Origin of the sequence: Inhella crocodyli, from assembly GCF_004004565.1 — a bacterium.
In the GTDB taxonomy this organism is placed as follows: domain Bacteria; phylum Pseudomonadota; class Gammaproteobacteria; order Burkholderiales; family Burkholderiaceae_C; genus Inhella; species Inhella crocodyli.
On record NZ_SACM01000002.1, the window covers coordinates 30,720 to 56,226 of the forward strand.

General features: G+C 71.7%; 20 protein-coding genes. 9 read left to right on the top strand and 11 right to left on the bottom strand.

Annotation, left to right across the window (positions count from 1 at the left end; translation table 11 throughout):
- Nucleotides 1-67: 67 nt before the first annotated feature.
- Nucleotides 68-1,591, bottom strand: a complete 1,524-nt coding sequence (locus EOD73_RS08095; protein WP_127682498.1) for a hypothetical protein — start codon at nucleotides 1,589-1,591, stop codon at nucleotides 68-70.
- Nucleotides 1,592-1,691: 100 nt separating this feature from the next.
- Here EOD73_RS08095 and EOD73_RS08100 point away from each other — a divergent pair, with 100 nt between their 5' ends.
- Both EOD73_RS08100 and EOD73_RS08105 read left to right on the top strand, forming a co-directional pair.
- On the top strand, nucleotides 1,692-2,270 hold the full coding sequence (locus tag EOD73_RS08100; protein ID WP_127682499.1) for an ECF-type sigma factor: 579 nt from the start codon (nucleotides 1,692-1,694) through the stop codon (nucleotides 2,268-2,270).
- A 116-nt stretch (nucleotides 2,271-2,386) separates the two neighbouring features.
- Nucleotides 2,387-2,989 (top strand): OmpA family protein, encoded by a 603-nt coding sequence (locus EOD73_RS08105; protein WP_205702437.1) that lies wholly within the window; start codon nucleotides 2,387-2,389, stop codon nucleotides 2,987-2,989.
- Between the two features lie 82 nt (nucleotides 2,990-3,071).
- Here EOD73_RS08105 and EOD73_RS08110 read toward each other — a convergent pair whose 3' ends face one another.
- The 4 genes from EOD73_RS08110 to EOD73_RS08125 all read right to left on the bottom strand — a co-directional run bounded on the left by EOD73_RS08110 (nucleotide 3,072) and on the right by EOD73_RS08125 (nucleotide 9,905).
- Nucleotides 3,072-5,132: a S9 family peptidase gene (locus EOD73_RS08110; protein ID WP_240660648.1), complete on the bottom strand. Its 2,061-nt coding sequence runs from the start codon at nucleotides 5,130-5,132 to the stop codon at nucleotides 3,072-3,074.
- A 95-nt stretch (nucleotides 5,133-5,227) separates the two neighbouring features.
- Nucleotides 5,228-6,772, bottom strand: a complete 1,545-nt coding sequence (locus EOD73_RS08115) for an FGGY-family carbohydrate kinase (RefSeq protein ID WP_127682501.1) — start codon at nucleotides 6,770-6,772, stop codon at nucleotides 5,228-5,230.
- A complete protein-coding gene (locus tag EOD73_RS08120; RefSeq protein WP_127682502.1) occupies nucleotides 6,769-8,304 on the bottom strand; it encodes an FAD-dependent oxidoreductase in 1,536 nt (511 codons plus the stop codon). The genes EOD73_RS08115 and EOD73_RS08120 overlap by 4 nt, the downstream gene beginning before the upstream one ends.
- Nucleotides 8,301-9,905, bottom strand: a complete 1,605-nt coding sequence (locus EOD73_RS08125; protein ID WP_127682503.1) for an FAD-binding oxidoreductase — start codon at nucleotides 9,903-9,905, stop codon at nucleotides 8,301-8,303. The genes EOD73_RS08120 and EOD73_RS08125 overlap by 4 nt, the downstream gene beginning before the upstream one ends.
- Nucleotides 9,906-9,980: 75 nt before the next feature.
- Here EOD73_RS08125 and EOD73_RS08130 point away from each other — a divergent pair, with 75 nt between their 5' ends.
- Complete coding sequence (locus EOD73_RS08130) at nucleotides 9,981-11,009, top strand: helix-turn-helix transcriptional regulator (RefSeq protein WP_164845993.1); 1,029 nt, start codon at nucleotides 9,981-9,983, stop codon at nucleotides 11,007-11,009.
- A 524-nt stretch (nucleotides 11,010-11,533) separates the two neighbouring features.
- Here the strand turns inward: EOD73_RS08130 and panC are convergent.
- Nucleotides 11,534-12,364, bottom strand: coding sequence for a pantoate--beta-alanine ligase (gene panC, locus EOD73_RS08135; RefSeq protein WP_127682505.1), 831 nt, complete (start codon nucleotides 12,362-12,364; stop codon nucleotides 11,534-11,536).
- Nucleotides 12,364-13,167, bottom strand: a complete 804-nt coding sequence (gene panB, locus EOD73_RS08140) for a 3-methyl-2-oxobutanoate hydroxymethyltransferase (protein WP_127682506.1) — start codon at nucleotides 13,165-13,167, stop codon at nucleotides 12,364-12,366. Before panB ends, panC begins: the two co-directional genes overlap by 1 nt.
- A 75-nt stretch (nucleotides 13,168-13,242) precedes the next feature.
- Between panB and EOD73_RS08145 the strand changes: the two genes are divergently transcribed.
- Entirely contained in the window at nucleotides 13,243-14,175 is a 933-nt protein-coding gene (locus EOD73_RS08145; RefSeq protein ID WP_127682507.1) for a hydrogen peroxide-inducible genes activator, read from the top strand.
- A 158-nt stretch (nucleotides 14,176-14,333) separates the two neighbouring features.
- Entirely contained in the window at nucleotides 14,334-15,965 is a 1,632-nt protein-coding gene (locus tag EOD73_RS08150; protein WP_127682508.1) for a methyl-accepting chemotaxis protein, read from the top strand.
- 57 nt (nucleotides 15,966-16,022) lie between these two features.
- Here the strand turns inward: EOD73_RS08150 and EOD73_RS08155 are convergent, their stop codons facing one another.
- A complete protein-coding gene (locus tag EOD73_RS08155; protein WP_127682509.1) occupies nucleotides 16,023-16,925 on the bottom strand; it encodes a MerR family transcriptional regulator in 903 nt (300 codons plus the stop codon).
- A gap of 91 nt (nucleotides 16,926-17,016) precedes the next feature.
- Between EOD73_RS08155 and EOD73_RS08160 the strand changes: the two genes are divergently transcribed.
- From EOD73_RS08160 to EOD73_RS08175, 4 genes are read left to right on the top strand one after another with little or no spacing between them, the layout of a single operon-like run.
- Nucleotides 17,017-18,102, top strand: a complete 1,086-nt coding sequence (locus tag EOD73_RS08160; protein ID WP_127682510.1) for an NAD(P)/FAD-dependent oxidoreductase — start codon at nucleotides 17,017-17,019, stop codon at nucleotides 18,100-18,102.
- Nucleotides 18,103-18,112: 10 nt separating this feature from the next.
- The gene (locus EOD73_RS08165; protein WP_127682511.1) at nucleotides 18,113-18,415 is read left to right on the top strand and encodes a high-potential iron-sulfur protein; all 303 of its coding nucleotides are present in this window, start codon (nucleotides 18,113-18,115) and stop codon (nucleotides 18,413-18,415) included.
- A complete protein-coding gene (locus EOD73_RS08170; RefSeq protein ID WP_205702438.1) occupies nucleotides 18,412-18,819 on the top strand; it encodes a thiol-disulfide oxidoreductase DCC family protein in 408 nt (135 codons plus the stop codon). The genes EOD73_RS08165 and EOD73_RS08170 overlap by 4 nt, the downstream gene beginning before the upstream one ends.
- Entirely contained in the window at nucleotides 18,816-19,550 is a 735-nt protein-coding gene (locus EOD73_RS08175) for an SDR family NAD(P)-dependent oxidoreductase (RefSeq protein ID WP_127682512.1), read from the top strand. Before EOD73_RS08170 ends, EOD73_RS08175 begins: the two co-directional genes overlap by 4 nt.
- Nucleotides 19,551-19,560: 10 nt before the next feature.
- Here the strand turns inward: EOD73_RS08175 and EOD73_RS08180 are convergent, their stop codons facing one another.
- The 3 genes from EOD73_RS08180 to EOD73_RS08190 are packed head-to-tail and all read right to left on the bottom strand — an operon-like array spanning nucleotide 19,561 to nucleotide 25,483.
- Nucleotides 19,561-20,667 carry a response regulator gene (locus EOD73_RS08180; RefSeq protein ID WP_127682513.1) on the bottom strand — a complete coding sequence of 369 codons (1,107 nt, stop codon included), beginning with the start codon at nucleotides 20,665-20,667 and terminating at the stop codon, nucleotides 19,561-19,563.
- Nucleotides 20,664-24,548, bottom strand: a complete 3,885-nt coding sequence (locus tag EOD73_RS08185; protein WP_127682514.1) for a response regulator — start codon at nucleotides 24,546-24,548, stop codon at nucleotides 20,664-20,666. The genes EOD73_RS08180 and EOD73_RS08185 overlap by 4 nt, the downstream gene beginning before the upstream one ends.
- Nucleotides 24,545-25,483 carry an ABC transporter substrate-binding protein gene (locus tag EOD73_RS08190; RefSeq protein WP_127682515.1) on the bottom strand — a complete coding sequence of 313 codons (939 nt, stop codon included), beginning with the start codon at nucleotides 25,481-25,483 and terminating at the stop codon, nucleotides 24,545-24,547. The genes EOD73_RS08185 and EOD73_RS08190 overlap by 4 nt, the downstream gene beginning before the upstream one ends.
- Between the last annotated feature and the right edge of the window lie 24 nt (nucleotides 25,484-25,507).

Sequence of the window (25,507 nt, forward strand, 5' to 3'; positions counted from 1 at the left end):
GGGGCAGTGTGCCGGGGGGCGACGCGCTCGGCAGGCGGGTCGCCCCGGGGTGGAAGTGCTCAGCGGCTCAGTTGGGGAAGTAACAGGCGTCGAACTGCGACGCCGTGCCGCCGACCGAGGGGGCCACCTGCGCCGTGACGTAGCTGACCTGCGAGCGCTCGCCGTTGTGCGCCAGCTCTACCTGCACTTGCACCGTGCTGCTGCCTGAGGGCGATTGGCCGGTGAGCGACCAGACCCAATCGCGTGCGCCGGTCAACGCGCCGTAGGCCGACAGGCGGGACGTGCCGCTGGCGTCGCGGTCACCCTGCGTGCTGCCTCCGCTGACCTGGGCGGCGTAGGTGCGGCCGCCGGCCGTCACCAGCAGCGTGCCATCGCCCGAGACCTGCAGACTGCAGGCCGCCGGGGCGCTGAGCGGGAACAGCATGTTGCCCGTGGCCTGGCCGGTGTGCGTGCCGACCAGCCAGCTCGGCAAGTCGGCGGCCAGCAGGCCGGGGTTCTTGATGGGCAGGGGCGGGCTGCTGCTCAGGGCCAGGGTCAACGGGGTGTCCGACTTGAAGGCGATCGCGCATTTGTCCAGCACACCGCCCACCTCCACCAGCGCCAGGCGGGGGCCATAGCCCGTGAGGACGACGCCCTGACCGGGCTCGACGACGTTGACGCCCCAGTTCATGGAATTGGCCGGGAGCTGCACCCAGGTGTCGCCGCTGTCGCCGTCGAGCTGCGCACTCTGCGTGCTGCCGTTCATGGTGGCCGACACGCTGCCGTTGGCCTGGATGGTGACCGAGCACAGGCCCGCCGTGCTGCGACCGTAGTAGGTGCCAGCCAGCCAAGCGAGCGCACCGTTCGGGGCCACGGCGCGCGCAGTCGGTGCGGCAGCCTGGAAAGCGGTATAGCTGGTCAGCGCGCCCGCCGGGGCGGGGGCTGGTGTGGGGGCGGGCGCGGGCGCGGGCGTTGGTGCCGAGGCCGGTGGCGGCGCTGGCACTGGGGCGGGGGTCGGCGCTGGGGCCGTGTTGCGGGCTGTGGTGCCTTGCAGGTAACGGTTCGCGTTGCTGCTGCCCAAGTCGGAACCCGACACGTAGAGCCCGTTGAAGGCGGGGCTGAAGAAGTCGATGTGGCGTTGGGCGTCGATCACTGCCACCACGCCGATGTTGGCCCCGCTGCTGTTCTTGTTCTGGCACACGGCGGTGACGGTGGCGTTGGCCGCCACCGAGCCGCTCAGGCCCGTGCCCGGTGTGAACTGCAGGGTGCTGCCGGTCAGCGCCAGCGTGGCCGGCCCCAGGTCAACCGGCGTTGGGGTGCTGCTGTCGAAGACCTTCACGGCGTAGTTGCCTTCGAAAGGCAGCAGATCGGCCAGGGTCAGCGGCGTCAGGGTGCCGCAGGCCGATGGCGCGGGCGCCGGGGCAGGGGCTGGCACGGGCGGTGCGGGCGGCGTGGCGGGGTTCAGGGGCGGGTCGTCGCCGCCCCCACCCCCGCCGCAGGCGGCCAGGCCGGCCAGGCCGATCGCGGCGAAGGCGTGGGCCCAATGGACCCAATGGGCCCGGGTGGGTCGGATGGGGCAAACAAGGCGGGCGCGGGGGTCCAACTCAGACATGGCGATCTCCGGTGGTGAAGGGGGGTGTCTTTGGCTTACGCAGGCCCGCCGCGCCAAAAGGCTCACGGCCCTTGCAAGGCTGAGAAAGAATGGCCACGCCATGCCTCACGCCGCGCCCGAGTTCAACCCTGCCGAAATCACCCAGTGGCTGCAGCAGCAGCCCGACGAAGCACCAGCTGTGGGCAACGCCTTGTTCGCCGCGCTGTACGACGAGCTGCGCCGCTTGGCCCGCGGCCACCTGCGGCGCGAGGAGGCGGGCCACACCCTGTCGGCCACCGGCCTGTCGCACGAGGCCTGGTTCCGGCTGGCTGAGCAAACCCGCACCGCGTGGCGCAACCGCGGTCACTTCTTGGCCGTCGCCTCCATGATGATGCGGCGCATCTTGGTGAACCACGAGCTGGCCCGCCGGGCTGCCAAACGCGATGCCGAGCTGGTGCCCGTCACCTTGGGCGGTTTGGAGCAAATGGCCTTGCCGGCCGACCGCGACGTGGTGGCCGTGCACGACGCTCTGCTGGCCCTCGAGGCCGTGGACCCGCGTGCGGCCAAGGTGGTGGAGTTGCGCTTCTTCGGTGGCTTGGAGAACGAGGAGATCGCCGAGGTGCTTGGCCTCTCGCTGGCCACCGTAAAGCGCGACTGGACCTTGGCGCGTGCTTGGCTGCACCGGGCGCTGAGCGAGTAGCCGCCCGTGTGCATGGGTGTGCAGCGGTAACGCCAGCGCCTGGCTGTCACATTCAGGTGCAAGCCAACGGCATGGCGCCGCTACGGTGCGGGCTCCTTGACCTGGAGCCCCATCCGATGAAAGCCCTGAGCCTGAGTGCCGTCCTGATCCTGAGCCTGAGCGGCTGCGCCACCCAAGACTTCGTGCGCGAGACCGTCGCGCCCGTGCAAACGCAGGTCGGCGATCTGTCGCAGCGCGTGAAGGCGCAAGACGAGGGTCTCAAGGCCTTGGACGGCCGCGTCAAAGGCAGCGAGGAACGCATCCTGGCGCTGCAAAAAGAAGCCCAGGCCCGCGCCGCCGCGGCCGGCCAGGTGCGCGAACCCGGCTTTGCCATGAGCACCTTACTCAGCGACGACAAGATCAAGTTCGCGCACGGCCGCGCGCTGCTCACGCCCGAGGCCAAGGCCGAGTTGGACCAGCTGCTGGCGCGCCTGAAGGCCGAGAACAAGCCGGTGTACCTGGAGATCCAGGGCCACACCGACGCCACCGGCACGCCCGCCTACAACCAGCAGCTGGGCCAGCAGCGCGCCGACGCCGTGCGCCAGCACCTGGCCCTGGCCGGCATGCCCCTGCACCGCATCGCCACCATCAGCTACGGCGAGAGCTCGCCCATGGCCGACAACCGCAGCGCCGAGGGGCGCAGCCTGAACCGCCGCGTGCAGCTGGTGGTGATGCGCTGAACCCCGAACGCAACGGCATGAAAAAGGGGCCCCGAGGGGCCCCTTGCCGTTGGCGTGCTTGGGCTCGACTTGCGCGCCGGGCTCACTTCTTCATGGCGTCGGCCAGGCCGGGCACGTGCTCGGCCCCGGTCGGGATTTGCGCGGTCGACTGGCGCACCGTCTCGCCCAGGGGCTCCACCCGGCCGCCCAGGCACTGGCCCAAGAAGGCTTCGGTGATGGCGTTGAAGCCGATGCGGTTGTTGGGCTTGGCGAAGCCGTGGCCTTCGTCGGGGTACAGCACGTAGGTGACCGGGATCTTCTTGGCCTGCATGGCGCCCACGATTTGGTCGCTCTCGGCCTGCTTCACGCGCGGGTCGTTGGCGCCTTGCCCGATGAGCAGCGGGCGCACGATTTGGTCGGCCTTGTACAACGGCGAGGCGGCGCGCAAGATGGCCTTGCCTTCCTCGGTCGTCGGGTCGCCCATCCGGCTGTAGATCTGCTTGCGACCCGCTTCCCAATAGGGCGGGATCGTGGACAGCAGGGTCTCGAGGTTGGACGGGCCGACGATGTCCACCGCGCAGGCGAAGGTGGTGGGCGTGAAGGTCACGCCGGCCAGGGCTGCGTAACCGCCGTAGCTGCCGCCCATGATGGCGACCTTGTCCTTCGTGGTCACGCCTTGCTGGACGGCCCAGTCGACGGCGTCGAGCAGGTCGTTGTGCATGGCCAGGCCCCACTGCATGTTGCCGGCGCTGAGGAACTTCTTGCCGAAGCCGGTGGAGGCGCGGAAGTTCACCGACAGCACGGCGTAACCGCGGTTGGCCAGCCATTGGTGGTAGCCGTTGTAGCCGTAGGAGTCGCGCGCCCAGGGGCCGCCGTGCACGAACAGCACCATGGGCACGGGCTTGTCGGCCTTGCCGTCGCCGTTGGTGTCGGCGCCCTTGGGCAGGGTCAGGTAGCTGGGCAGGGTCAGGCCGTCGCGGGCCTTGATCTCGGCGGTGAGCATGGGCACCAGCGGTGCGCCTTGCAACTCGGGCCGGGCCACGTACAGCGGGCTGAGCTTCTTGGTCTTGCGGTCGTACAGGTAGGTGGCGGCGACGCTGGAGACGGGGTCGATGCCGACGATCCACTTGTCATCGGCCCGCGTGCGGCTGGCGACGTACACCTCGCCCTTGCCCAGTTGCTTTTGCAGCCAGTCGAAGTCGGCCTTGAGGTTCTTGTCGATGAACTTCCACTCGTTGGTCAGGTAGTCCACCGCGTAGGCCTGCACCACGCCCGTCACCGGGTGGCGCAGCGTGGCCCCAAGGTCGGCGCGTGGGTCTTGGGCGATGAGCGTGCGCGCGCCGGTGCGCGTGTCCTGCGCGAAGACGGCCGTGGTGTCGCGGTCGCGCGAGTCCATCCAGTAGAGGGTCTTGCCGTCGGTGGTGTAGCCGATGGGGCCGGTGCTGCTGTCTTCGAGGTTGGTGCTCAGCAGCGGCTTTTCGGCCACCACGTTGTCCTTCACCTCGAAGTAGTCCACGCCGCCGGCGGCATTGGGGCGCGAGGCCATGCGCACTTGCAGGTCGTCGTCCACGCTGAAGGCACCGATGCCGTCGCCCTTCATCACCAACTTCAGCTCGCCGGTTTTCAGGTTCAGCAGGTACGCGTCGTGCCAACGAGGGTCGCGGTTGTTGATCCCCACCAGCACCTCGTCCAGGCGCTTGGACGAGCCGCCCAGCATGCGCACGCGCACCTTGTCGAAGGGCGTGTAGTCCTTCTGCTCGCCAGTGCGCACGTTCACGCCGTACAGGCGGAAGTTCTCGTCGCCGGCGTTGTCCTTGACGAACAGCACCTGCTCGCCGTTGCCCGACCAAAAGTGCGTCGGGATGGGGCGGTCCTTGGAGTCGGTGATGGCCTTGGCGTCGGCCGGCTTGCTGGCTGGCGCCACCCACACGTTCATCACGCCGTTCACCGGGGCCATCCACGACAGCCACTGGCCGTCTGGGCTCAACTGGGCCCCGGCCTTGACGGGGTTGCCGAACAGCGCGGCGCGGGGGATCAGCGGCGTGTCGCCCACGGTGAGGCCGGCGCTGGCCTTCATGTGGCCGTGCGCCATCGAAGCCAGGGGCAAGGCGGCCAGCAGCGCGGCGGCCAGGGGGGTGAGCAGGCGGGTGCGAGACAGGGTCATGGGGAACTCGGGGGGAGTCAAAGGAAGGCCAGCAGCTTAGGCAGTTCCCGCCGGCGATGCCATCCGTCATGCGATGGACTGCCGACCCAGGCGCCTCAGCGGCCCGTGATCGCCCGCAAGCGCAGGAAGGTGGGCTTGAGCCGCCCGTACAGCGGCCGGTAGACCTCGCGGTACAGGCGCTCGTAGGTATCGGCGGCGGCCGGCTGCGGCTCGAACCAGCGCGCCACGCGCGTCATCTCGGCCACGGCGGTGGGCATGTCGGGGTGCAGGCCCAGGCCCACGGCGGCGTCCATGGCAGCGCCCAGGCCCGAGGTTTCGTGCGTGTGCGGCCGGGCCACGGGGAGGCGAAAGACGTCGGCCGTGAGTTGCAACGCGGCGTTGCTCTGCGCGCCGCCGCCGCTGGCGCGCAATTGGTTGAGCGTGACGCCCGCGCGGCGTTCCAGGCGTTCGCGCCCCTCGCGCAGGCCGTAGGCCAGGCCTTCCAGGATGGCGCGGTACAGGTGGGCGCGGGTGTGCTGTTCGGTGAAGCCCACGATGGCGCCGCGCGCCTCGGGGCCGGGGGTGCGGATGCCGGGGCCCCAGGTGGGCAGCAGGGTCAGGCCCAGGCTGCCGGGCGGCACGTCGGCGATGAGTTCGTCGAACAGGGCCTCGGGCGCCACGCCCAGGGTTTGGGCGGCTTCGCGTTCGGGGTGGCCGAACTGCTCCTTGAACCAGCTCACCAGCCAGAAGCCGCGGGTGATTTGAACCTCGGCGCTGTAGTGGCCGGCCACGGCCGCGGGGTAGGCGGGCACGAAGGGCTCGGGCTCGACGTAGCGCGGCAGCGTGAGGTTGATGGTGGCCGTGGTGCCGTAGCTGATGGCGCCCACCTCGGGCGCCAGCGCGCCGGCGCCCAGCACCTCGCAGGCCTTGTCTGCCGCGCCGGCCAGCACGGGGGTGCCCGTGGGCAGGCCGGTGGCGTGGGAGGCGGCGGCGGTGACGGTGCCGATGGGGGCGCCCACGGGGTGCAGCGTGGGCACTTGGTCGGGCCGCAAGGCCAGGGCCTGCCAGTGCCAATCCCAGGACCTCGCCCAGGCGTGGCGGCGGTAGTCGAAGGGCAGGTAGGCGACCTGGCTGCCGATGGAGTCGGCGAACTCGCCGGTGAGCCGCAGGTGCAAGAAGCCCGACAGCAACAGGAAGCGGTGCGTGCGGGCCAGCAGTGCGGGCTCGTGCTGGGCCCACCAGTTGACTTCGGCGTCGCGCTGCAGCGCGTCCATGGTGCCGCGCACCCCGGCCAGCCGGAAGGCGGCGCGCCACCAGGGCGCCAGCGGCGGCAGTTGCGTGGCGCGGCGCTGGTCCAGCCAGATGACGGCCGGGCTCAGGGCGCGGCCTTGCGCGTCCACCGGCACGAGGGAGCCGCGCTGCGTGGTGACGGCCACGCCGGCCACGCGATTCGCATCGTGCCCTTCGGCCCACAGGCGCCGGCAGCAGGCGGCCGCGGCCTGCCAGAAGCCGTCGGCGTCGTGCGTCATCCAGCCGGGCTCGGGCCGTTGGTAGTCGGTGAACACCTGCTGCGCGCGGCCCACCAGGTGGCCGCGCAGGTCGTAGAGCAGCGCGCGGACGGACTGGGTGCCGAGGTCGAGGCTGAGGAGCAGGTCCTTCATGAGGCCGTCCGCCCCTCGCCCGGCGCATGCGCCGGGCGATCCCCCGAGGGGATGGGGCCCGGCTTGGGAGCGGCCCGGCGCTCGGGCCCCACCACCCCATGCCGCTCGTGCATCAAGGCCAGGTAGCGCTCGACCTCGAAGCGCCACCGTGTCCCGTCCCAGCCCAAGGCCGATTGGCAGGGCGTTTGCAGCGCCGGCAGCAGCGCTTGCGCGAAGGCGGGTTGCCGCAGCCCGAGGCGGGTGCGGCGCAGCAGCAGGTCGTCGAGGTGGTGCACCTGCTCATGCTGCAGGCTCCAGGCGATTTCGCCCATCCGGGTTTGCGTGCCGCCCAGGCACTCGCCGCGCAGGGCTTCGGGGGGCAGGGGCGTGCCGCCGCCGGCGAACCAGGCGGCGTGGGCGGGCTCGCGCAGCGGCGGCAGCCAGGGCGCGGCGGCGCGCAGCGCGGCTTCGGCCATGGGGATGAAGGTGGTGAGCTTGCCGCCACTGAGCAGCACCAGGCCCTGCGAGGCCTGCACCAAGGTGTCGCGCCGCTCTTGCGAGGGGGCCAGGCCTTGGCCGCTGTCCAGCACCGGGCGCAGGCCGGCCCAGGTGCATTGCAGGTCGCAGGCTTGGATGCCGGCGCGGGGGAAGGCCTGGGCGAGCGCGTCCAGCAGGTAGGCCTGCTCGGCCGCGGTGATGCGCGGGGCGCGTTCGGGGTCGGGGTGGTCTTCGTCGGTGGTGCCCACGATGAGCGTTCCCAGCCAGGGGTAGGCGAACACGGGGCGCCCGTCGCGCGCGTGGCGCCAGGCCACGGCGCGGGCCAGGGGCAGGCGCCACAGGGGCAGCAGCAAGTGGCTGCCGCGCAGCGGTCGCAGCTGGGGTGCTTGCAGGCCGACCTGATCGGCCAGCGTGGTCAGGTGCGCGCCGGTGGCGGCCACCGAGGCGCGGCAGCGCAGGGTCCAGGGCTGGCCGCCCGGGCCGCGAAGTTGGGCGCCGTTGACGTGGCCCTGCGCGTCGCGCGTCAGCGCTTCCAGCGCGGTGCGGTTGTGCAGTTGCGCGCCCCAGGTTCGCGCCTCTTGCAGCACGCGCAGGGTCAGGCGGGCGTCGTCGGTGGTGGCGTCGTCGTAGCGGTGCGCGCCTTGTGGCGCGTGCCAGCCGGGCACGGTCCAGGCCAGGGTGGTGGCAGGGTCGAAGCCGCGGGCGTGGCGGCGGGCGAGGGCGTCGTACAGGCGCAGGCCCAGGGCCGTGCTGGCGCGCGAGGCCGCGCCGCCGGCCGCCAGCGAGAAGGGCAGGCGTTGCACCAGGCCCGGCAGCTCGCGCAGCAGGCGCTCGCGCTCGCGCAGGCTTTGCGCCGTGAGGTGTACGGCGCCCTGCGCCAGGTAGCGCAGGCCGCCGTGCACCAGCTTGCTGCTGGCGCTGCTGGCGCCGCTGGCGAAGTCCTCGCGCTCGACCAGCGTCACCCGCAGCCCACGGCGCGCGGCGGCCAGGGCCACGCCGGCGCCGCTGATGCCGCCGCCGATCACCAGCAGGTCGGTGTCGACCGTGGGGTTCATCGAACGGGCCGCAGGTTGCCCGAGGCCAGCAGGCCGTTGGGGTCGGCGTGCTGGATCAGCGCATCGATGGCGGCCAAACCGGCCGCGCCCTTCTCGGCGCCGAGGTAAGGCGCGTGGTCGCGGCCCACGCCATGCTGGTGGCTCACCGTGCCGCCCTGCGCCACGATGGCCTGCGTGACGGCGGCCTTCAGGGCCTGCCAGCGCGCGCGGCTCTCCTCGGCCGTGGCGCCCACGCGCAGCACGAAGGTGCTGTAGACCGAGCTGCCCGTGGGGTAGACGTGGCTGAGGTGCGTGTAGGCGTGGCAGCGCTCGCCCATCGCCGTCAGGGCCTCGCGTCCCGCCGTTTCGATGGCGTTCACCATGGCCGTGGTGCGGCCCCAAGGCACGGCGGTTTCCATGGTGTCGACCATGAAGCCAGCGTCCCACAGCGCGTTGCGCAGGTACACGCCGGCGAAGCGCTTGGCCGCCCACTTCTGGCCCAGCACCGTGCCCGTGCCCACGCCGCCGTGGGTGCGCCAGACGGCGCGCGCCTCGCGTTCGGTTGCGCGCACCTGGCTGGCACTGCCGGTCAGGCCGACGAAGAGCAGCACCTTGCCATCGCCGCAGCCGCGCCAGCCGAGGACCCGCTCCAGCCAGGCGATGGCGCCGGCGTGGCCGGCGAGCTTCAGCGTGGTGCGCGTTTCCACCGCGTTGGCCAGGCGCAGCATGGACAAGCCCCCGAGCTTGCTCTGGGCCAGTTCGCGCGTGGCGGCCACGCCGGCCTCCCAGCCGGGGAAGAACACGCCGACGAAGCGCTCGACCTCGGGCAACTTCGTCACGCGCACGGTCACGTCGGTCAGCACGCCCAGGCGGCCCTCGCTGCCCAGCACCCACTCGCGCAGGTCGGGCCCAGCGCTGCTGGCGGGCAGGGGCGGGATCGTGCATTCGGCCTGCGGCGCCAGCATCGTGCCGCCGGCGAACCAGTGCTCGGCCCGCCCGTAGCGCAGGCTTTGCTGGCCGCTGCTGCGCGTGACCACCCAGCCGCCCAGCGAGGCCTGCTCGAAGCTCTGCGGGAAGTGGCCCAAGGTGAAGCCCTTGGCGCGCAGTTGCGCCTCCAAGTCGGGGCCCAGCACGCCGGCCTCGAAGGTGGCGAGTTGCGCCTCGGCGTCGAGCCGCGTCATCGTGCGCATGCGGCTGAGGTTCAGGGTCAGCACCGGGCGCGGCTCGGCGGCCTCGGGCGTCAGGTGGCCCACCACCGAGGTGGCGCCACCGCAGGGGATGACCAGCGCGCCCACGGCCTGCGCCCAGTCCAGCAGGGTGCGCACCTCGGCGCGGTGCGTGGGGTGGGCGACGCCGTCGCTCACGCGCGGCAGCGCGCCGAAGCGCAGCGCGATCCAGTCGCCCAGGCTTTGGCCCAGGCTGCTGCGCAGGCGCGCCTCGGGCGCGGTGTCCACCAGCGGGTGCGGGGGCAGGCGGCTGTCGGGGATGCGGGCGCACACGGTGGCCAGTTCGGCGTCGGGCACCGGCTGGGGCGTGCCCACGGCCTCGCGCAAGAATGCCAAGGCTTCGGGGGCCAGTGTGGCCCGCACCGATTCATCGCCCCACCCGTTCCAACGCCGCATCGGTCGCTCCTCGAAAAGGCCGCGATGCTAGGAACGGGCCCGCCCTTTGGCTTGTTGCCGCCGACCCGCCCGTTTGTGAATTCACGCCACCTGCCTTCGCCGCTGCCCCCCTGGCCCCAGGCCCGGGTGGCGCGGCCCTACGCCCAGGCGGCCTTGGACGAGCTCGCGGCCTGTGGCGTGGCGGCGCCCGTGCCCGAGGCCGACACCCTGCCCGTGGCCGACTACCTGGCCCTGCTGAACCTGGGCCGCGCGCAGGCGGGCGAGGACTTTGGCTGGCGCGTGGGCGCGCGCATGCGCACCGCCAGCTTCGTGGCCTACGGGCACGCGGTGCTGTCTTGCCCGCGCTTTGACGACGCCATCGCGCTGACGCAGCGCTTCGAGGGCCTGGCGCACGACCTCGGCCGCAGCGAACTGTTGATCGACGGCGCGCAGGCGCACTACCGCTGGCACAGCCCCTGGCTGGCCGCGCACCCTTGCCCGGCACTGCCGGAGTCGGTGATGTCGGGCATCTTGGCCTTTGCCACCTGGCTGGCGCAGCGGCCTCTGCCCGTGCTGGCCCTGGCCTTCCCGCACGCGGCGCCCTGCCGCGATCTGCGCGAAGCGATCGACCAGCGCCTGGGCCTGCGTGTGGTGTACGACGCGCCCGTCACCAGCGCCACGGTGCCCGCCGCGCTGTTGCACGAGCCCATTCCCACCGCCGACCCGGCGCTCTTCCCCTTGCTGGAGCAGCACGCCGCGCAGCAGCTGGCGGCCCGCGAGCAGGCGCTGCGCGCCACCGACGCCCGCACGGCCCTGGCCGCGCAGGTGCAGCGCTGCATTGCCGAGCGCCTTGCGCACGACGGTGCGCGCCTGGCCGAGGTGGCCGACGTCCTGGGCCTGTCGGCCCGCACCCTGCAACGCCGATTGGCCGAGGCGGGCACACCCTTTCAAGGCCTGCTGGACGCCACGCGCCGCGAGCTGGCGCTGCAGTACCTGCGCGACCCCGCCTTGTCGATGACGGAGATCGCCTTCTTGCTCGGGTACGCCGAGCAGAGCAGCTTCAACCACGCGTGCCGGGGGTGGTTTGGGGAGGCGCCGGGGAGGGTGAGGATGGGGTTGGGGTGACTTTGGCGTGAGAGCTCGCAGGGCGCTCCGCCCCTGCACCCCGGGTTCCTTTTGTCTTGGCAAAAGGAACCAAAACCGCTGGCCCCGACTACAGCGCCCCTGGCTCCGCCAGGGGTTCCCTGCGCTGCTCGTTCCGGGGGGCTCGGGATTGAACTCCCTGCGCTCACTGCGTTCGCTCCGGTCAGACAGCAATCCCGGGTCAGTTCACGAAGCGCGCTTCGCGCGCGCCCCCCTGCACTGCGCTGCTCGGCGCTTCCGAACGGGGCAACAGCCGGAACAGCCAAACGCCGAACAGCCCGGACTTCAACGCATTGCGCCGGTTCCCGGCTGCTGGCTGTTTGGCTGTTCGCCCCGTTTGGCGAGCAGCGCAGGGAACCCCCGCCACCGGCGGGGGCGAAGGCTGCTGGGGCGGGCGCTTTTCCCCACTTTTGGCAAGACGAAAGGGGGTCGGGTGCAGGGGTGAAGCCCCTGCGGGCTGCACCGAAAACGGAGTGCCCTGCGGGCTCTCCCTCAAAGCGCCAAGGTCAAACCTCGACGTTGTCGATCAAGCGCGTGCTGCCCAGCTTGGCCGCGCCCAGCGCCACCAAGGGCTCGCCGTCGCGGGCCGGGCCCAGGTCGTGCTGGCGGCGCAGGGTCAGGTAGTCGGGCTGCCAGCCTTGGGCGGCCAACCGGTCCATGGCCTCGCCCTCCATGCGCTCGCGGTCGCGCAGGCCGGCTTGCCATTCATGGATCAAGGCGCGAAGGGCCGCGCTCAGTTGCAGCGCCTGGGCCTTTTGCTCGGCGCTCAGGTACTGGTTGCGGCTGCTCAAGGCCAAGCCTTCGGGGCTGCGCAGGGTTTCGCCGCCGTGGATGGCGATGGGCAGCCCCATCTGCGCCACCATGCGGCGGATGACCATCAGCTGCTGGTAGTCCTTCTTGCCGAACACGGCGTGCGCCGGCTGCACGAGGTTGAACAGCTTGTGCACCACGGTGCACACGCCGGTGAAGAAGCCGGGCCGGAATTGGCCCTCCAAGATGTCGGCCAGCTCGGGCGGTGGCACCACCTTGTAGCCCTGCGGCTCTGGGTAGAGCTCGCGCTCGTCGGGGGCGAAGACCACGTCGCAATGGCCTTGGGCGGCGAGTTGCGCGCAGTCGGCGTCCAGGGTGCGCGGGTAGCGGTCGAAGTCCTCGTGCGGCAGGAACTGCAGGCGGTTGACGAAGAGGCTCACCACCACCGGGGCGTCAGGCGCCACGGCGCGGGCCTGGGCCACGAGCGCCAGGTGCCCGGCGTGCAGGTTGCCCATGGTGGGCACGAAGGCGGCGCGGCCGGCACCGACCAGGGCCCGCAGCTCGGCGATGGTGTGGACGACTTTCATCAGAAGGCGTGCAGGGATTCGTCGGGGAAGGTGCCGGCTTTGACCTCGGCCACGTAACGGCGCACGGCGTCTTGCACGCTGCTGGCGCCTTGCATGAAGTTCTTGACGAAGCGCGGGCGGCGGCCGGGGGTGATGTCGAGCATGTCGTGCAGCACCAGCACCTGGCCGCTGCAGCCCACGCCGGCGCCGATGCCGATGACGGGCACGGGACTCCAGGCGGTGATCTCGCGGCCCAGGTCGGCGGGGATCATCTCGAACAGCAGCATCTGCGCGCCGGCCTCGACCATGGCCTGCGCTTGGGCCTTGACCTGGGCGGCGGCCTCGCCGCGGCCTTGCACCTTGTAGCCGCCCAGGGCCGACACGGTTTGCGGCGTGAAGCCCAGGTGCGCGCACACGGGCACGCCGCGCTCGGTGAGGAAGCGCACCGTGGGCGCCGTCCAGGCGCCGCACTCCAGCTTGACCATGTGGGCGCCGGCTTGCATCAAGGCCAGGCTGCTGTGCCAGGCCTGCTCGGGGCTGGCGTGGTAGCTGCCGAAGGGCAGGTCGCCCAGCAGCCAGGCGGTTTTGTTGCCGCGGGCCACGCAGCGCGTGTGGTACTCCATGGCGTCCAGGCGCACCGGGGTGGTGGTGGCCTCGGCCTGCAGCACGGTGCCCAGGGAATCGCCCACCAACAGGATGTCGACCCCGGCCTCGTCCAGCACGCTGGCGAAGGCGGCGTCGTAGCAGGTGAGCATGGCGATCTTCTCGCCGGACTTGTGCATGTCCTGCAGGCGGTGCAGGGTGACGGGTTTGCGCTCGGGCATGGGCGTCTCCTGGCGGGTGGCCGCGGTGGGCCAAGGGAAGGGCGCTGGAAGGGCGCGGAGTGTAGGCTTTGCCCCATGACCTTGACCGAACTCCGCTACTTGGTGGCCGTCGCCCGCGAACTGCACTTTGGCCGCGCGGCGGAAGCCTGTCACGTTTCGCAGCCCACGCTCAGCGTGGCCATCAAGAAGCTGGAAGAGGAGCTGGACGTCAAGCTCTTCGAGCGCGGCGGCAACGAGGTCAGCGTCACCCCGCTGGGGCAAGAGATCGTGCGGCAAGCGCAAACCGTGCTGGAGCAGGCCAACGCGATCAAGGACATCGCCAAGCGCGGGCGCGACCCCCTGGCCGGGCCGCTGCGCCTGGGCGTGATCTACACGATCGGCCCCTACCTTTTGCCGCGCCTGGTGCGCCAGGTGATCGAGCGCACGCCGCAAATGCCGCTGCTGCTGCAAGAGAACTTCACCCACAAGCTCTTGGAGATGCTGCGCACCGGGGAGCTGGACTGCGCCATCCTGGCCGAGCCCTTCCCCGACACCGGCCTGGCCATCGCGCCGCTGTACGACGAGCCCTTCCGCATCGCCGTGCCGGCCGCGCACCGCCTGGCCGCGAAGACCGAGCTCAGCGCCGAAGCCTTGAAGCAAGAAACCATGCTGCTGCTGGGCAACGGGCACTGCTTCCGCGACCACGTGCTCGAGGTCTGTCCCGAGTCGGCGCGCTTTGCCAGCGGGGCCGAGGGCATCCAGAAGAGCTTCGAGGGCTCGTCGCTGGAAACCATCAAGCACATGGTGGCCTCCGGCATGGGCATCACCGTGCTGCCGGCCCTGAGCGTGCCGCAGCCGCCCGAGCAACACCCGCACCTGCGCTTCCTGGACTTCACCGCGCCGGTGCCTTCGCGCCGGGTGGTGCTGGCCTGGCGGCGCAGCTTCACGCGCTACGAGGCGATTGCCGCGCTGCGCAACGCGGTGGTGGCCTGCGAGCTCACGGGGGTTCGCCCGCTGAACGTCGGTTGAGGCGCGGCGCCGTCGCAACAGGCTTCGGCCTGCGCGGCACCTTGGTGTGGGCACTGCGTCACACAGCGTGTCCTGCCGCAGTCGCAACCGATTGCGAGCGACCTATCCTTGCCGGTTCCGTCAAGAACTCGTGCTTTCAACGTCGATTCGCGCCCGCCATGACCCGAAGCTTTGCCGCCACCGATCGCACCCGCACCGTCGCCCCTGGGGGCTATTTCTCGTACCACGGGCTGTGGGCGCCTGGCATTCGTTGGTTTCGGCGCATGCGCTTTGCCAGCAAGGCTTGGATCATCTCCATGGTCTTGGTGGTGCCTGCTTTGGCCTTGCTGCTGGGGCAAATGCTGCAGCACAACGACGAGGCCATGAACGACCGCATGAAGGCCACGCGCGAGCACGTAGAAATTGCGCACAGCGTGCTGCAGTGGGCGCATGCCAAGGAGAGGGCGGGCGCCCCCACAGCCGAGGCACAAGCCCTGGCCCTGTCGGCCCTGGCGCAACTGCGGTATGCCGAGACGGAGTACTTCTGGGTCAACGACATGCAGGCCCGCGTGGTCATGCACCCTATCAAGCCCGAACTGAACGGCAAAGAGGGCGCCACCATCAAGGATCCCAACGGCAAGGCCCTGTTCGTCGCCTTCGTGGACCAAGTGCGCCGGGAGGGCAAGGGTTTCGTCGATTACCAATGGCCCAAGCCCGGCTCGGCCGCGCCGGTGGACAAGGTGTCCTACGTGATGGGATTCGAACCTTGGGGTTGGGTGGTGGGCTCCGGCATCTACGTGGGTGACCTGCAGGCCGCGGCGCGCGAGCGCACGCTGGTGACCCTCGCCATTCTGGTTCCGGCCCTGCTGACGGGCCTGTACCTGTTCATCTGTTTTTACCGCGTCATGGATGGTGGCTTGGCCGAGACGCGGCGCCATCTCCGGGCGCTGACCGATGGCGACTTGACCACCGTCCCCGAGCCTTGGGGTCGCGATGAGGCCGCCGAGCTGATGCTGGACTTGCGGGCGACCCAGCAATCGCTGGTGGCCGTGGTGGGCACGGTGCGCGACGCCAGCCACCGCATCCTGGACTCCAGCACCGAGATCGCCGCTGGCGCCATGGACTTGTCGGCGCGCACCGAACAGGCAGCGGCCAACCTGGAGGAAACCGCGTCGGCGATGGAAGAGATCGGGGCCACGGTGAATCAGGCCACCGAGCACGTGAGCCGTGCCACCGGCCTGGCTTCCACCAACGCCCAGGTGGCGCAGCGCGGGGGGGAGGTCATTGGGCAGATGGCGGCCACCATGAGCGAGATCCAGGCCTCGTCGCGGCGCATCAACGACATCATTGGCGTGATTGACGGCATCGCATTTCAAACCAACATCTTGGCGTTGAATGCGGCGGTGGAGGCCGCCCGAGCCGGCGAGCAAGGCCGTGGCTTTGCCGTGGTCGCGGGCGAGGTGAGAAGCCTGGCGCAGCGCAGCGCCTCCGCCGCTCGCGAGATCAAACAGCTCATCGTCACCAGCGTCGAGGCCGTGGACAACGGCACCCGCATCGCCACCGAGGCTGGCGAAACCATGGTCGATGTGGTCAAAAGCGCCCACCAAATCGAAGAGGTCCTGAGCCAAATCGCCAATGGGGCCTCAGAGCAAAGCCTGGGCATCGGTCAAGTCGGGGAGGCCGTGCAAGACCTTGACCGTGCGACCCAGCAAAACGCCGCGATGGTGGAGCAAACCGCTGCCGGCGCGTCGGCCCTGAAAGACGAAGCCAGCGCCTTGGCGTCGCAGGTGGCGCGCTTTCGCCTGCCCTGATGGGCTCCCGCTGTTTGCGCGCGCCTGGCCCCGGTCATGCCGCGCCAGTCGCGGGCGTCACCCTGAACGAATGAGGCCTTCGGCCTCGGCCACGCGGGCCAAGGCGTCTTCCAACAGCACCCGTGCCTGGCCGCTGACCTGCTGCAGGTGGCGGTGCAGGGCGGCGTCCTCGGGACCGCGGCTGGCGCAGTCGGCGCTGTAGGCCTCGAACTGCCCGAGTTGGATCAGCAGCTCGGCCAGGTGGCGCGGGCACTCGCAGGCGATGGTGGTCGACAGGCCGGCGAAGGCCTCCAGCGTCGCCTGGTCCCAGCGGGGCGGGGGCGCGGTGGCGGCCGGCGGCGCCTCGGGCGGGGGCAGGGTCGGCCGCGTGGCCACGAGCCGCTGCCACCAGGCGCGCAACGCGGCCTCGTCCGCCGGCTCGCGCAGCACCTCGGCCCCAGCGGCTTGCAGGGCGGCCACGGCCGGGGCCGCGGCGTAGCGCACCAGCACGCCCCAGCGCGGGCCGCCCGCGGGCGCCTGGGCCGGGGCGTCGGGCAGCAAGCGCGCATGGCGGTCCAGGTGCAGCGCGGCCGCCTCCCCCGGGCCGACCCATTGCAGGGGCTGGTCAACCAGCGCGTCCAGGCGCTCGCGCAGGCGCGGGTCGGCGCAGCGCACCCGCAGCGGCGCCGCGGCCTCGGGCGTGCGCGGGCGGGCGGTGGTGGCCGCGTGCGTGGCGGCCACGGCGTGCAGGGCCTCGGTGTCCAGCGGGGCCAGGGTGCCGATGGCGTGGCCGTGGGCCACCAGTTGTTGGATGAGGGCCAGGCGTTGCACGTCGGCGCCGCTGTACAGGCGTTGTCCGCTGGGCGTGAGTTGCGGCGCGCACACCCCGTAGCGGCGCTCCCAGACGCGCAGGGTGGCCACGGGCATGCGCAGCATGCGCGCCACGGCGCCGCTGCGGTATCGGGGCTCGGTCGGGTTCATTGAATCGGAAGTGAATTCGAAAAAGGCGGGTGGCTCGTCGGATTCTGGGGTCAAGTTGGCGTCATTTCGTCAAAGCCCCTAGGCTGTGCCCATGCATTCCGCAGCCTTCTCCCTCGATGTCGTCGACCGCCCGGTGGCCGTGGTGGGCGCCGGCCTGGCCGGTGCGCGCTGCGCCAGCCTGCTGCGCGAGGCCGGGCTGGCCGTGACGGTGGTCGACAAATCCCGTGGCGCGGGCGGCCGACTGGCCACGCGGCGCGGCGTGTGGACCGACGCGGCGGGCCAGCAGCACACCGTGCGCTGGGACCACGGCGCGCCCGGCTTCGAGACCACGGCGCCCGACTTTCTGGCTTGGCTGCACGCGCAGGCGGCCCAGGGCCGGGCGCGGGTGGTGCAGGCCAAGGTCGCTGGGCAGGGCCTGGGCCCCGCCCGCTGGCAGGGCTGGCCCACCCAGCCGGCGCTGTGCCAGTCCCTGCTGGAGGGCGCGGCCACGCACTGGAACTGCACCGTGCAGGGCCTGACGCGCGACCCCGAGGGGTGGACCCTGCACACCGACGGCGGCGACCTGGGCCCTTTCGCGGCCGTGGTGCTGGCCTTGCCGCCCGCCCAGGCCGCCCCCCTGCTGGCCCCGCACCGGGACGATTGGGCGCGGGCGGCCTCGCTGGTGCCCATGCAGCCCTGCTGGACGCTGATGGGCGTGAGCGAGTCCCTGGCGGGCGACCCGCACGACGAGGTCTGGCTGCCCGAGATGGGGCCGCTGGAGCGCCTCACCCGCCAGCGCGCGGCTGACCTGCCCGCCGGCGCGACCGCCTGGGTGGCGCACGCGCGGGCCGCCTGGAGCCGCCAGCACCTGGAAGACCCTGCCGAGCAGGTGCTGCCCGACCTGCAGGCGGCCGCCGAGGCCGCGCTGGGCCAGCCTGTGCGCTGGCTTCACGCCGCCGTGCACCGCTGGCGCTACGCGCAACCGGCCCTGCCACCCCGCGAGGACTGGGGCGGCGCCCGCTGGGACGCGGCGTTGGCCTTGGGGCTGTGCGGCGACCACCTGGCCGGCTTCGGCGCCGAAGGCGCATGGCGCTCGGGCAGCGCCCTCGCGCAGTGCATGCAGGCTCCCTCCCGCCACGCCCCGCCGCCCTTGGGGCGCGCCGACGGGGCCGTGGTTGTCGCCCCGGCGCGCCCGTGAGGACCCTGCCATGACCTGCCCGCCCCGCCGCGAATTCCTGATCACCCTGGCCTTGACCGGCCCCGCTGGCGCCGCACTGGCGCAGGCACCGATGCTCAACGAGAAAGACCCCGCCGCCCAAGCCCAGGGCTACGTGGCCGACGCCAAAAAGGTGGACGCCAAGAAATGGCCGAAGTACGCCGCCGGCCAGGTGTGCAGCAACTGCGCGCTGTACCAAGGCAAGCCGGCGGACAAAGCGGCCGCCTGCCCCTTGTTCGCCGGCAAGCAAGTGGCCGGTGCCGGGTGGTGCAACGCCTGGGTCAAGAAGGCGTGAACACCCGCCCCGCCGTCGTGCAGTCGGCCCTGGACGTGTTCTACGACGGGGCCTGCCCCCTGTGCCGGCGCGAGATCGCGCACTACCAGCGCTTGCGCGCCGACCCCCCGGTGCGTTTCGTGGACCTGAGCACCGACGCGCTGCCTGCGCACGCGCCCGAGCGCGCCGCCTTGCTGGCCCGCTTGCACGTGCGCCATGCCGACGGCCGCTGGCGGCACGGGGCGGCGGCTTTCGTGGCCCTGTGGGCCTGCCTGCCCGGCTGGCGCTGGGCCGCGCGCGCGGCCCGACTGCCCGGCGTCTTGCCGGCGTTGGAGTTGGCCTACCGCGCCTTTCTCCGCTTGCGCCCCCTGTGGCGCCCGCGCGCCCCCTGCGAAGGCGCTTGCCCCCCGAAAGGACCTGCATGACTCCCCCTTCCATCGTCGTCACCGGCGCCAGCGGCGGCATCGGCCGCGCCCTGGCCACCCAACTGGGCCGAGCCGGTTGGCGCGTGGTCGCCGTGGGCCGCGAGGCCGATCGCCTGAGCGACGTGCCGGCCCTGGCGCGGGTGGTGGCCGACGTGACCACGCCCGAAGGCGCCGCGGCGGCCTTGGCCGGCGCCCAGGCGGCGCTGGGCGAGGCCCCTGCGCACTTGGCGCACTGCGTGGGCAGCACCCTCATCGCGCCCCTGCACCGCACCAAGGCCGAGGCCTACCGCGAGCTGATGCGCGTGAACCTGGACAGCGCCGTGTTCACCCTCCAAGCCTGGCTGACGGCGCGGGCCGGCGGGCCGGGCGCGGCGGTGTTCGTCAGCTCGGTGGTGGCGCGCACCGGCGTGGCCAGCCACGAGGCCATTGCGGCGGCCAAGGGCGGGGTGGAGGCGCTGGTGCGCAGCGCCGCCGCCACCTACGCACCGCAGGGCGTGCGCGTCAACGCCGTGGCCCCCGGCCTCACGGAAACCCCCATGACGGCCAAGATGCTCTCGGTGCCCGCGCAGCGGGAGGCCGCGGCCAAGCAGTACCCACTGGGCGGCGTGCAGTCGGCCGACGAAGTGGCGGCCGTCATGGCCTTCCTGCTCGGTCCGGCGGGCGCGCGGCTCACGGGCCAAGTGCTGCCGGTGGACGGCGGCTTCACCAGCGTGCGGCCCTTGGTGCGCTGAAGGGGGCGTCTCAGCCCTTGGTGTCGGTGAAGCGCTGCGCGATGGCGCGGAATTCCGGCTCCACCGCCAAGAAGGCGTCGACCACGTCGGGGTCGAAGTGCTGGCCGCGGCCGGCCGCGATGGTGTCCCGGGCGGCCTCGGGCGTGAAGGCGCGCTTGTAGACGCGCTCGCTGATCAGCGCGTCGTACACGTCGGCCACGGCCATCAGCCGGGCCGAGATCGGGATGGCGTCGCCGGCCAGGCCCTGCGGGTAGCCGCTGCCGTCCCACTTCTCTTGGTGCGACAGCGTGATCTCTTTGCCGTAGCGCAGGAAGGGCAGGTCTTCGCCCAGGCTCAGCTCCGCGCGGTGGATGGCTTCATGGCCCAGCGTGGTGTGCGTCTTCATGACCTCGAACTCGTCGGGCGTGAGCCGGCCGGGCTTGAGCAGGATGGCGTCGGGAATGCCCACCTTGCCAATGTCGTGCATGGGGGCCGACTTGTAGAGCAAGCGAATGGCGTCGGGCGTCAATTCGGCGGCGAAGCGGGGGTGGTCTTTCAACTGCTCGGCCAGGCACTTCACGTAGTGCTGGGTGCGGCGCAGGTGGTTGCCGGTTTCGTTGTCGCGCGTCTCGCCCAGCGAGGCCATGGCCAGCACCACCACGTCTTGCAAAGCCTCGTTCTCGCGCGTGCGGCGGGCCACCTCGGCGGCCAGGAACTCGCTGCGGTCGCGCAGGAAGTCGGCCGAGGCCTTGAGCTGCAGGTGCGTGCGCACGCGGGCTTCGACGATGGGCGGGCTGATGGGCTTGGTGATGTAGTCCACCGCGCCCAACGACAGGCCGAAGGTCTCGTCCTCCACCTGGGACTTGGCCGTCAAGAAGATCACCGGGATGTGGGCCGTGGCCGGGTCGGCCTTGAGGCGACGGCAGACCTCGTAGCCGTCCATGCCCGGCATCATCACGTCGAGCAGGATCAGGTCGGGCCGGGGTTCGGCATGGGCCAACTCCAGGGCGCGCTCGCCCTGGTTGGCCACGCGCACGCGGTAGGCCGTGCGCAGCAGGCCGAACATCAAGGACAGGTTGTCGGCCACGTCGTCGACGACGAGAACCGTGGGCGGCGCGTGGGGCGTGGGCGTGCTCATGAGGGTTCCGGTCGGGTGGCGTTCAGCAGGGCCAAGGCCTCGGGGAACTCGAACTGTCGCACCTTGGCCAGCAAGGGGGCGGCGGCGGGCCCCAAGTGGTGCTGCAAGAAGCCGTGGTGGCGCTCGGTCCAGGCCAGGGCTTCAGGATCGCCATCGCGCAGCAGCGCGGCCAACTCGGCCATCAGGCCTTCGACCTGCGCCGGCGTCACGGCCTCGGGCGGGGCCTCGGTCTCGTCACCGCCCAGGGCCTCGCGCAGCGCCTCGACCAATCCGTGCAGGGCCTGCACCAAGGCCGGCACCTCGCGGGCCGCGGCCCGGGGGTCGCTGGCCAGGCGCCGCTCCAGCGCCTCGCACTGCTGCTGCAGCCAGTTCGCGCCCAGGTTGCCGGCCACGCCCTTGAGGCTGTGCACGTGCAGGCGCAGGGCCTCCGCGTCGAGATCCGGCGTGCCCTGTGCGGCCTGCAGCAGGGCGTCCGCGGTCGTCGCTTCGGACTGCACGAAGCGCTGCAGCAGGTCCAGGTAGAGCTCGGCCTTGTGGCCGCAGCGGCGCAAGCCGGTCCGGGGGTCCAGGCCGCCGATCCGTTGCAGCGGCGCCAAGCGCGGGTCGCTGGCCACGGGCGCTGGGGCGGGGCGGGCGGTGGGGGGCGGTGGCAGTTCGCTGGGCAGCCAGCGCTGCACCGCGGCGCGCAAGGCCTCGGCCTCCACCGGCTTGGCGACGAAATCGTTCATGCCGGCGGCCACGCAGCGCGCGCGGTCCTCGGGCAGCACGTTGGCCGTCATGGCGATGACCGGCAGCGAGGCCCAGCGCGCGTGTGCGCGGATGGCCTGCGTGGCGCCGAGGCCGTCCATCACCGGCATGTGCATGTCCATGAACACCAGCGCGTAGTCCTGGGCGTCGAGGGCGGCGAGCGCCTCTTGGCCGTTGGCGGCGATGTCCACCGCCAGGCCCAGGTCTTGCAGCATTTCTCGCGCAATTTGTTGGTTGATGGCGTTGTCTTCGGCCACGAGCACGCGCTGGCCTTGCGCGCCCGCCAGGGGGCCGGCGTCGGCCTGCGGGGCCATGGGTGCGAGCACCGCGCCCGGGTTCAGGCCCAGCAGCAGGTTGTCCAGCAGCACCGAGGCGTTCAGGGGCTTGACCATCACCGCCATGAATCCCTCTTGCAGCGCATCGCGCATGACCGTCTCGCGGCCGTGGCCGGTGACGAGCATCAAGCGGGGCGGCCGCTCCAGGCCCAAGCCGCGGATGCGGCGCCCGGCCTCGAGCCCGTCCATGCCCGGCATTTGCCAATCGAGCAGCACGAAGTCGTAGGGCCGGCCGGCCGCGGCGGCCCGTGCCACCTGCTCCACGGCCTCGGCGCCCTGGCCGGCGCATTCCGCCGCCAGCCCCAAGCTGCGCAGCAGCGTGCACAGCACGCCCAGGGCGGTCTCGTTGTCGTCCACGGCCAGAACGCGCAATCCACTCAGCGCGGTTCGGTTGGGCGGGGCCGCCGGCGCTTGCCCGCGCGGGAAGCGGGCGGTGAACCAGAAGGTGGAACCGTGCCCGGGTTCGCTGTGCACCCCGACCTCGCCGCCCATCAGGTGCACCAGCTTTTGCGTGATGGCCAAACCCAGGCCCGTGCCGCCGTACTGCCGGCTGGTCGAGCTGTCGGCCTGGTGGAAGCTTTGGAACAGCTTGCCCACCTGCTCGGGGCTCAGGCCCACGCCGGTGTCTTGCACCGCGAAGCGCAGCAGCACCTGCTCGCCCTCGTCGGCCGCGACCTGCACGCGCAAGACCACCTCGCCGTGGGCCGTGAACTTCACGGCGTTGCTGCCCAGGTTGATGAGCACCTGACCGAGCCGAAGCGGGTCGCCCACCAAGACGTTGGGCACCCCGGGGGCCACGTCGAGCACCAACTCCAGGCCCTTTTCGCTGGCGCGGTCGCCGATGAGGGTGAAGACGTTGTCCAGCACCGTCAACAACTGGAAGTCGATGGCCTCGAGCACGAGCTTGTCGGCCTCGATCTTGGAGAAGTCCAGGATGTCGTTGATGACGCCCAGCAGGTGCTTGGACGAGAGCTGGACCTTGTGCAGGTAGTCGCGCTGCTGCTCGTCCAAGCGGGTGCGCAGCAGCAGGTGCGTCATGCCGATGATGGCGTTCATCGGCGTGCGGATTTCGTGGCTCATGTTGGCCAGGAAGCGGCTCTTGGCCTCGTTGGCAGACTCGGCCGCGCGCTTGGCCTCGGCCAGCGCGTCGGCCGCCTCGTGCTCCGGCGTCATGTCTTCCATGACGACGAGGGTCAGCATCTGATCGCCCTGGTCCAGGCGTCGGGCGGAAATGCGCGCCCAGAAGGGGCGGCCGTCGCGGCGGCAGAGTTGCTGCTCGCGCAGGTGGGTGCGGCCGGCGCTGAGGTCGGCGTACAGCGCCCGGCCAACTTCGTCGTAGTCCTCTTGGTGCTGGTACCACTGGCGGGTGGGTCGGCCGATGGCCTCGCCGGGCTCGTAGCCGAAGAGCTCTTCGGCCTTGGTGTTGCAACGCAGCACCCGGCGGTCTTTCAACAGGAGGATGCCCACGGTGGCCGAGTCGATGATGAGCGACACCTCGGCCGTGAGCTGCTGAAGCCGGTCGCGCTCGCGCGCCAGTTCGTCGGCGGTGGCCTGCAACTTGGCGGTGCGCTCTTGCACCGTGCTCTCGAGCCGCGCGTTCAGCGCACGCACTTCGTCTTCGGCACGCTGACGTTGCGTGACGTCGCGCAGGATGACCGTGAAGTAGTCCTGGTCGTCGATGCGGGCGTGCGAGATCGAGGCCTCGGCCGGGAACTCCTCGCCGTCCCAACGTCGCCCGTGCACCACCGACTGGGCCGACATCTGGCGGTTGGTGACCCCACTGTCGGCAAAGCGTCGCACCAAGTCCGGGTGGTGCGCGCGGTAGCGCTCGGGCAGCAGGCATTCCAGCGGTTGGCCGAGCAAGGCCGCCTCGGAGACGCGGAACATCTCGGTGGCCGAGCGGTTGGCCATGACGATGCGGCGCTCGGCGTCAACGGTGACGATGGCGTCCATGGCCGAGCTGACCAAGCTGGCCAAGCGCTGGTGGCTGGCCTCGCTCTCGGCCTGCGCCGTGCGCGTGCGTTGCACCATCTGGTTGAAGCTGCGCGCCAGGCGGCGCACCTCGAAGGGCCCGGACTCGGGCACCGGGCGCACCGGGCGGTCGGCCTCGGCCAGTGCACGGGTCGCCGCCTCCAACTGGTCCAGGGGCTGCGTCACTTGGAAGCGCAACACCAGGCTGAGCCACAGCAAGGTGAGGGTGGCCACGGCCAACGCGGGCCAGGTGTTGACCAGGGCCTGGTGGTCGGCGACGGCCAGTTCGTGCCCGAGGTCGTAGACCATCCACACGGCATAAAACTGCTGGGATCGCACGCGCGCCTCGTCGGTGCCGACGCTGACCGGCACCAGCACGTTGACGTGCTGGGTCCCCGTGTCGGTCCACAGCACGGGCACGCTGCCCTGCTGGACCTGGCGCCAGCGTTCGGCATCGAGCCGCGGGGCCGTGGGGTTCCAACTCTGGGCCACCGCGGGGGCCTCGGTCGCCGCGCGCCCCACGAGCACGCGCCGGTCGGCGAACAGGATGCGGCCCTGTGCATTGAGCACGGCGACGCGCTCGACGCGCGGGTCGGTCGCGGCCATCGCCAAGTCGGCGGCAAGCACGCCCCGGTTGTCCAGCACATGCTGCTCGACCGAGCGGGCCAGGTGCGCCGCCTCGGCCAGCGCATTGCGTTCGGCACGCAGCTGCACCGCCTGGCGGTCGGTGCCGCGCTGCTGAAGGAACGCGAGCAGCACGGCCACCAGCATGGCCGCCAACAGGGCCAGCGGCAAGGTCGTGCGCATCGAGGCGTGCAGGCGGCTCATAGGCCTTGCAGCCAGCGCGGGTCAAGGAAGGGGCCCGTGTCCACCTCGCGCGCCATCAGGCCCTGGGCCTGCAGCAAGGGCACCAAGCTGCCCAAGCCCTGTCGCACGCTGCCCTTGGGCGCCAACAGGGCGCGGTTGGCGGCCAGGTCGGGCAGGTCCAGGCCCTGGAAGGCGCCGGGCACGGCCTCGGCCGGGATTTGCAGCCGAGGGGCCAGCAGGGCCGAGGCGGCCAGGGGCTGGGCCCGGAAGTGCGCCAAGGCCCGGAAGTGCCCGCGCAGCAACTGGGCCAAGCCGGGGGCGCGGGCCGGCAGGGCGTCGGCCCGCACGGCCAGCACGTCCACGATGCGGCCTGGGATGGCGCGGCTGTCGAACACGGCCTGGGCGCCTTCGGCCCGCAGGGTGCTGGCCCAGGGTTCGGCCGTGACCAGCGCGTCGACCTGCCGGCTGCGGTAGGCCTCGACGCTGGACGACAAGGCCATGGGCACCTTTTGAATGTCGCCCACGCCCAGGCCGGCGGCTTCGAGCACGGCGGCCAGCATCAAGGCGCCGACGGCGCTGTCTTCCACGCCCACGCGGCGGCCGCGCAGGTCGGCGGCGTCGTGCGCCGGTGGGCGGGCCAGCACCACGTCGGCCCCGGCCGACACGTCGAGCACGGCCACCACCCGCAGGGGGATGCCCTCGCTCAGGCCGGTCAGGGCCTCGTCCAGGGTCAAGGCGGCGGCCTCCAGGCGGCCCAGGGCCAGGGCGCGCAGGGTGTCGGTGTTGGTCTGCATCTCGACCAAGTGCACGGGGGCCTCGTTCAGCCAGCCCATCTGCTCCGCCAAGAACAGGAACTCGTAGCCGGGGAACACGATGGCCCCGACGCGCAGGGCCGCGGGCGGGGCGCTGCAGCCCACTCCCAGCGCGCCCAGCCCGAGGCAGGCGGTGGTGCTCATCCAGCGGCGGCGTGACAGGCGATG

Coding starts and splice junctions, on each gene's coding strand:
- EOD73_RS08095 (WP_127682498.1), bottom strand. CDS start 1,591: ATGTCTGAGTTGGACCCCCGCGCCCGCCTTGTTTGCCCCATCCGACCC.
- EOD73_RS08100 (WP_127682499.1), top strand. CDS start 1,692: ATGCCTCACGCCGCGCCCGAGTTCAACCCTGCCGAAATCACCCAGTGG.
- EOD73_RS08105 (WP_205702437.1), top strand. CDS start 2,387: ATGAAAGCCCTGAGCCTGAGTGCCGTCCTGATCCTGAGCCTGAGCGGC.
- EOD73_RS08110 (WP_240660648.1), bottom strand. CDS start 5,132: ATGACCCTGTCTCGCACCCGCCTGCTCACCCCCCTGGCCGCCGCGCTG.
- EOD73_RS08115 (WP_127682501.1), bottom strand. CDS start 6,772: ATGAAGGACCTGCTCCTCAGCCTCGACCTCGGCACCCAGTCCGTCCGC.
- EOD73_RS08120 (WP_127682502.1), bottom strand. CDS start 8,304: ATGAACCCCACGGTCGACACCGACCTGCTGGTGATCGGCGGCGGCATC.
- EOD73_RS08125 (WP_127682503.1), bottom strand. CDS start 9,905: ATGCGGCGTTGGAACGGGTGGGGCGATGAATCGGTGCGGGCCACACTG.
- panC (WP_127682505.1), bottom strand. CDS start 12,364: ATGAAAGTCGTCCACACCATCGCCGAGCTGCGGGCCCTGGTCGGTGCC.
- panB (WP_127682506.1), bottom strand. CDS start 13,167: ATGCCCGAGCGCAAACCCGTCACCCTGCACCGCCTGCAGGACATGCAC.
- EOD73_RS08145 (WP_127682507.1), top strand. CDS start 13,243: ATGACCTTGACCGAACTCCGCTACTTGGTGGCCGTCGCCCGCGAACTG.
- EOD73_RS08150 (WP_127682508.1), top strand. CDS start 14,334: ATGACCCGAAGCTTTGCCGCCACCGATCGCACCCGCACCGTCGCCCCT.
- EOD73_RS08155 (WP_127682509.1), bottom strand. CDS start 16,925: ATGAACCCGACCGAGCCCCGATACCGCAGCGGCGCCGTGGCGCGCATG.
- EOD73_RS08160 (WP_127682510.1), top strand. CDS start 17,017: ATGCATTCCGCAGCCTTCTCCCTCGATGTCGTCGACCGCCCGGTGGCC.
- EOD73_RS08165 (WP_127682511.1), top strand. CDS start 18,113: ATGACCTGCCCGCCCCGCCGCGAATTCCTGATCACCCTGGCCTTGACC.
- EOD73_RS08175 (WP_127682512.1), top strand. CDS start 18,816: ATGACTCCCCCTTCCATCGTCGTCACCGGCGCCAGCGGCGGCATCGGC.
- EOD73_RS08180 (WP_127682513.1), bottom strand. CDS start 20,667: ATGAGCACGCCCACGCCCCACGCGCCGCCCACGGTTCTCGTCGTCGAC.
- EOD73_RS08185 (WP_127682514.1), bottom strand. CDS start 24,548: ATGAGCCGCCTGCACGCCTCGATGCGCACGACCTTGCCGCTGGCCCTG.
- EOD73_RS08190 (WP_127682515.1), bottom strand. CDS start 25,483: ATGAGCACCACCGCCTGCCTCGGGCTGGGCGCGCTGGGAGTGGGCTGC.